Annotated in this window: 4 protein-coding genes; 1 reads left to right on the top strand and 3 read right to left on the bottom strand. The window is 56.2% G+C overall.

Annotated features, from left to right (window positions below; genetic code table 11):
* A partial coding sequence (locus AC221Y_RS20680) for a BTAD domain-containing putative transcriptional regulator (protein ID WP_486708259.1) occupies nt 1–1,054 on the bottom strand: 1,054 nt, incomplete at its 3' end.
* A 140-nt stretch (nt 1,055–1,194) separates the two neighbouring features.
* On the opposite strand from AC221Y_RS20680, the gene AC221Y_RS20675 reads away from it, so the two are divergent.
* Nucleotides 1,195–1,410: a hypothetical protein gene (locus tag AC221Y_RS20675; RefSeq protein WP_486708258.1), complete on the top strand. Its 216-nt coding sequence runs from the start codon at nt 1,195–1,197 to the stop codon at nt 1,408–1,410.
* A gap of 156 nt (nt 1,411–1,566) precedes the next feature.
* On the opposite strand, the gene AC221Y_RS20670 is transcribed toward AC221Y_RS20675, so the two are convergent.
* Together AC221Y_RS20670 and AC221Y_RS20665 are read right to left on the bottom strand one after the other, a co-directional pair.
* Nucleotides 1,567–3,327 (bottom strand): ATP-binding protein, encoded by a 1,761-nt coding sequence (locus tag AC221Y_RS20670; RefSeq protein WP_486708257.1) that lies wholly within the window; start codon nt 3,325–3,327, stop codon nt 1,567–1,569.
* Between the two features lie 86 nt (nt 3,328–3,413).
* The gene (locus tag AC221Y_RS20665) at nt 3,414–3,923 is read right to left on the bottom strand and encodes a putative pterin-binding protein (protein WP_486708256.1); all 510 of its coding nucleotides are present in this window, start codon (nt 3,921–3,923) and stop codon (nt 3,414–3,416) included.
* Nucleotides 3,924–4,454: the final 531 nt, after the last annotated feature.

Raw genomic sequence — 4,454 nt, 5'->3', positions numbered from 1 at the left:
GGACACTGCCTTCCAGCACGTATCGAACCGACAGGTCCCGGGCGACCTGGTCGGGGCGGTTCGCGAGCCCCTTCAAGGCGGTTGTCGAACTTATGGCAGCAACCGACAGGTTGGGCACATGCGACAGATCGGTCACGATGTCTTCGGCAATGCCGTCCGCGAAATAGTCCTGTTCGGCGTCACCGCTCATGTTGGCAAAGGGCATTACCGCGATCGAGAGCGTGTCGTTCGCGATTCCCGCATCGTTCTGCAAGGGCGGCTGATGCTCTACGTGCCCGGCGTCTTCGACCAGCCTGTGCATGTCGGTGATCGCGACGCTGTCGCGCAACGCAATTTCGTCCGCCAGGGCCTTGGTCTCGGTTGAGGGTTCCACGCCCAGTTCGTGCTGCATCATCTGCCGGCAGTTCTGGAACTGTGCAATGGCCTTGGACCGCTCGCCGTTCGAGGCATAGAGCCGCATCAGCGTGCGGTGGCTGTCTTCGCTGTAGGGATCGAGCGACAGCAGTTCCCGCGCGGACCGGATCGCCGTCTCGATGTCGCCGCGCTCGTTTTGCGCGTGCAGGCGGCGTTTAAGGACATTTGCCGCAAGGTCGCGGCATTCCGCACGCATCGACATTACCCAGTCTATTGCGTCTTGGGGACCGTCGAACTCTTCCAGAAACTCGCCGCCGTAAAAAGTGCGGAAGTCTTCGGTCCCGTCGTCTCCGCCAGATTGGTGGAGTTGCCTGAGATGTCCCGTATCGGATGCAACGACCGCCGGATTGATAGTCAACGTGCCGCCGTCGACCAGAACCGCGGCTTCGCCGACCGCGCTGCGAATATCCGACAGGGCGCTGCGCAGGCTGTTTCGGGCCTGCTGGTCCATGCGGTCGCCCCAGAATATCGCGGCCAGATGTTCGCGGCTCCAGCTTCGCTGCGGGTCTGCCGCCAGAAAAGCAAGCAGGAGCAGGCCCTTCCGGGTGCGCAGCTTGACAAGCCGTGCCGAAGCGTTCTGCAGGGACAGGTCGCCCAGAGTGTTGATCCTGAATTCGGCCTTGCTGCTTGCGGCGTCCAAAAACATCTCCTGAAATTTTTAATGCAATGCCTTTCGATTTATCGCCTTTTTGCCGCCGCTGTCACGGTCTTTTCGCGGGGTCGTAACAGCACTGCGGCAATGTGGGGGTACTGAAAGAGATTGCTAAGGAGTTCGAAGCCATGTTTGCAGATACTGTCAGCGCCCCGAAAACGACCCGGAATATCAAAATGCCCGGGCTCTCAACCCTGAAACGCGTCATCACCGGGATGTTCGGGAAGCCCCGTATAGCTTCTGCCGCAGATTTGTCGGAGAGCCATTACCGCGACCTCGGTTTGCCATCTCCCCGACAGGATCTCAGCGATATCCGGCCGCTGATCATCCTTGGGCCGATGTAACGAAATTGGACCACGCCGATAATAGGCGAAGGATTGGCGGAAGTAGCACGCCGGATTGGTCGGCGCTAAAGGGGCAGGTGATGCACGCTCGTCAAGGTATTTGCTGTTGGCATTGCGGCGCTGGCGGGCGTGATCGCCGCTTCGAGCTCGGCTTACCTATTTTCTGTGATCACTATCCGACAGTATGGGCACCGTATTCCCCGATACCACCTGACCGTCGGAGGAACCGCGGGCTCCTCTCAGCGAATTTGCGATAGCCGCCACAAGCTGATCGCGCCGCGCAGGTTTCATAAGCACACTGGAGAAACCTGCTGCCGTGCTCTCCTTGTTTTGCTTCACTTTATCGATCGTCGACAGAAGAACGACCGGGAACCCATTCAGATCAGGGTGCTGCCTGATGCGCCGCAACAGTTCGATACCGGTCGTGCCCGGCATTTGGTTGTCGAACAGCGCCAGATCGAAATGCCGCCCAGCCAGGGCTTCGGATTTTAGTATCCGGATAGCCTGTTCCCCGTCACTTGCCGCCAATACCTGCATGCCGAGCCTTCCGAGGCCACGCTCCAGTACGGTCCTGTTGGTCTCCAGATCGTCTACGACCAGAACCCGTTTGCCGACACAGAGCGCGTCGTCGCGATTGTTGCGGGCGACTGTTTCGCTGGCCCGGTCGAACGTAAGGTCGATGGAGAATACGGACCCTTTCCCCAGTTCCGATTGCGCCTCGATGTGTCCACCCATCAATTGAACCAGTCTCCGGGCGATAGACAAGCCCAGACCGGTCCCCTCGAAACGGCGGGTCGTGCCACCTTCGGCCTGTTCGAACGGCATAAAGATATAGGGCAGTTTCTCTGCCGGGATACCGTGTCCGGTATCGCTGATCTCGATTTTCAGTGAAACCTTGTGGCCGTGGTCTTCCTGTTTGAACGCTCGGACGAAGACGCATCCATTATGGGTGAACTTCACGGCGTTTCCGACAACGTTGGTCAGGACCTGTCTGACGCGGCCGACATCGCCCAACAGAATGAGGTCTTCAAGCCCGAACATATCAACGCAAATCTCGGTCTTGTTCTCGGCGGCAGTGGGCGCAAGCAGCGCGGCGACGTCAAACACCGTGTCGTGCAGGTTGAAAGGCGCCGACCCCAGTTCCATTTTACCCGCCTCGATCTGGGAATAATCCAATATGCTGTTGATAATCGCGAGCAAAGCGTGGGCCGAGGAATAGATAGTGCTGGCAAACACTTTTTGATCTTCCGACAGTTCGGACTCGCTGAGCAAATCGGACATACCGATAATGCCGTTCATGGGGGTCCGGATTTCATGGCTCATATTTGCCAGAAACAGGTCCTTGGCCTTGTTGGCAACCATTGCGCGCTCACGCAATTCGATTTCTTTTTTGCGGGCGTTGACAGAGACCACGAGTTCGAAGGTCATATAGCAAAACAGGGCTGCAAGAATGAGACCGATGAAAATTTCGTCGCGATTTTGCTGCGGTGTGCCGGCAAGGACATCGGAGGCCACATTTACGAAATGGACACTGGCGTTCTCCTGAATCCAAATTTTTCTCATGTCGGCGGCAAGAGCCCCGAGTTGTGCTCGATTATCCTGGATTGCGGAGTTGGTGAAAGGCGTGCTTCCGTAAAAGAAATCTTCTGCGCCTTCCAGATAAGCGGAATATTTCTCGACCTGGGACTTTATCGTCGGGCTGGAGGATACTTCGTATCGGGGAATATCCTTGACCCTGCTCCACAATATTTCATAGCGGACTTGGGCATCTCCGATCGTTGAGTTCTCAAGCGCGACATCGGCCAAGGCCTGCTGAAGCCTGACGGTTTCCAATATCAGTTCGTTCACATACCAGGTGTTGCTCGATATGTTGTAGGCCAGCTCCCTCCGCGCCTGCTGCAACTCCGCGCGATGCATTAACAGAGATCCCAGGAGCAATGCCGACAGGATCCCCGCTATGCACCCACGGGTTACAGGGTTTTTGAGAGATAACATTTCACACTTCAGTCAATAATTTTGATCGACTTTAGCTGCCAAATCATCTTTTCGTCAAACCTCGGCTCGCTGGCTTGCTCTTCGGTTTGCGGATAAATAACCCAGATCGGGCCTTTGTCCCGAATTTTCATCGCGACGCCATCCATTTCCATTGCTAAAAGCACGTTATGCGTTTCGGCGTCGGATATCGGTATCTCCACGCTGTAGTCGTTGAGGGCGACTGCAAGGAACTTCGTCCCGCTTGCGCCAACTGCCTCCAAAAGGGCCGAGAGTTCCACACCTGAGAATTCGGTCGCGCCGTCTGTCCATCTGGTGTAGGATTCAATTGTTTTCCACTCCAATGCTTCAAGCATGGCCCGGTCGAATTTCGCGACGTCGCTGTCGTTCGTCTCGCTTATCGAACCGCTGACGGTCAGGATAACAGGTCCCGTAGGAACGCTGAGCATTGATGCGCACGCCGCGCCTGTCAATGACACGACAAATACCAGCGCCAATAGCTTTTTCAGATAATTCTTCATGGTAACTCCCCGCTTCAAAACCTTCGATTCACAAGCATGCCAAGCCCGTAACAACGGGGGTTGCATGGCCGCAAAATTACAGTGCCAGTGTTGATCAATGGTTAAGGCTTGCGGTGCCAGACAGGTGAAAATACTGGCTTCGCAGCCGGAACACCGGTGCATCACTGCGCTGCATACCCGACAACGAGGCCTAACGGACATTGTCGGCATTCTTGGTTAACGTGTATGATTCTGGCTTCTTTGGCTACCCTAAAGTGAAGATTGTCGCCTCTGGTTCAAGCACAGGTTGCCAAAAGTCATGGGTCTGGAGCAAGCCGGACGGCAGAAGGAAGAACCGGGCGCGGATAATAGTCCCGAGGCTTCCAAATTGCGATCCACCGAAGACAACAGCAAAGGAGCCAAGGCCGGTGGCCGCTCCGGGCAGGGGAAAAACGCTTTGTCTGTTCCGCCGGACTTGGTTACGGTGATTTCGATCATCTTAACAATGCGCCGAGGGCCTCCTTGATGTCAGACAGTCCTTCCGAAACGCGG

The sequence above is a fragment of the Boseongicola sp. genome, assembly GCF_057460485.1.
Note: the sequence above shows the minus strand (reverse complement) of the source record. Positions and strands in the feature narration are given on the sequence as shown.